This is a genomic window from Atlanticothrix silvestris CENA357 (assembly GCF_016056295.1).
Taxonomy (GTDB): Bacteria; Cyanobacteriota; Cyanobacteriia; order Cyanobacteriales; family Nostocaceae; genus Atlanticothrix; species Atlanticothrix silvestris.
The window spans coordinates 1-1005 of sequence record NZ_JAECZB010000112.1; the positions used below are offsets into that span (position 1 = coordinate 1).

The 1005-nt window shown below is 37.3% G+C and carries 2 pseudogenes; both read right to left on the reverse strand.

Features of this window, described 5'->3' with window-relative positions:
• Nucleotides 1-17: 17 nt before the first annotated feature.
• Nucleotides 18-789: pseudogene (locus I8751_RS28945) on the reverse strand (IS701 family transposase); the annotation flags it as partial.
• Nucleotides 774-1005: pseudogene (locus I8751_RS28950) on the reverse strand (helix-turn-helix domain-containing protein); the annotation flags it as partial. The pseudogenes I8751_RS28950 and I8751_RS28945, both read right to left, overlap by 16 nt.

A 1005-nucleotide genomic window follows, 5' to 3' on the forward strand; every position in this document is an offset into this window, starting at 1 on the left:
AGCTCTCATTTGTCACTCTAGGCAGAGGAAAAGTAGAAATCAGGGTGAGTCAGGAAAATGAAAATTGAACTGGTGAGATTATAAATAATAGATTGAAGTTTAGAAAAACCCAAGGACAATTGGGGAATAGGAAAAACTGTTAACCAGGGGTATATCAGGTTAAATAGGATAAAAGGTTGGGCAATTAAACGGAGATTGTTCAGAACATTCTTCCAACCTTTGCCATCATCCCACCAAGGATGTTCAGCCAATTTTGATGGTGACTTTGGCACAGAAAACTGCATTTGTTCAGAGTGGAGACTAACCATCAAGTAAGCACTCATAACAATCTCCCACCATCGTTCAATATCACAGTAGTGAGTTAGACGATAATCTGCCTGCCCAACCTAATTCATTTTTACTTTGCTTCAAGCCATATTCAACCCAAGTTCTTAACCCATAAAAATTACCAACATCTCGCTTGTTAATGTCTGGATACTTACTGATCACATACCAAGTAGTGTTATCAGGTAAATTCTCACTGTCTGTGGTAATCTGCCAATATCTTTTCTCTTGTCGTTTGCCGTGAATTATTTCTCTAATCAACCGCTTTTCACTTCTAAGGTCTGAAAATACCCTTTTAAACTTATGCCACTTTAAATATTGAGTATGTTGCCTTGGAAGTAAATCCACATAATGGTTTGAGCGAATCGCTACTATATAGTTTAGATTCATTTCATCTAACACAGATATGAAGTTAGTTCCACTTTCTCCATACAAACTGTCTGCCAGTACTAAGTTAAAGTTAAAGGGCGAGGAACTTTCGGACATGACTCCAAACGGTAATACACAAGTTTGTGAACTGTCTTGTAGCAAGTATTTACTCCCAAGTTTTGTTCTAGCCATTCGACAATTTCTTGATAACCATTAAACCCTTGTACTTCGTGCAATCTTTTATCTAGTGCTTTTTCTGCCCATGTTGGAATGGTTCTTGGTCTTCCTGGTGAAGATTTTTGTTTTAATAGT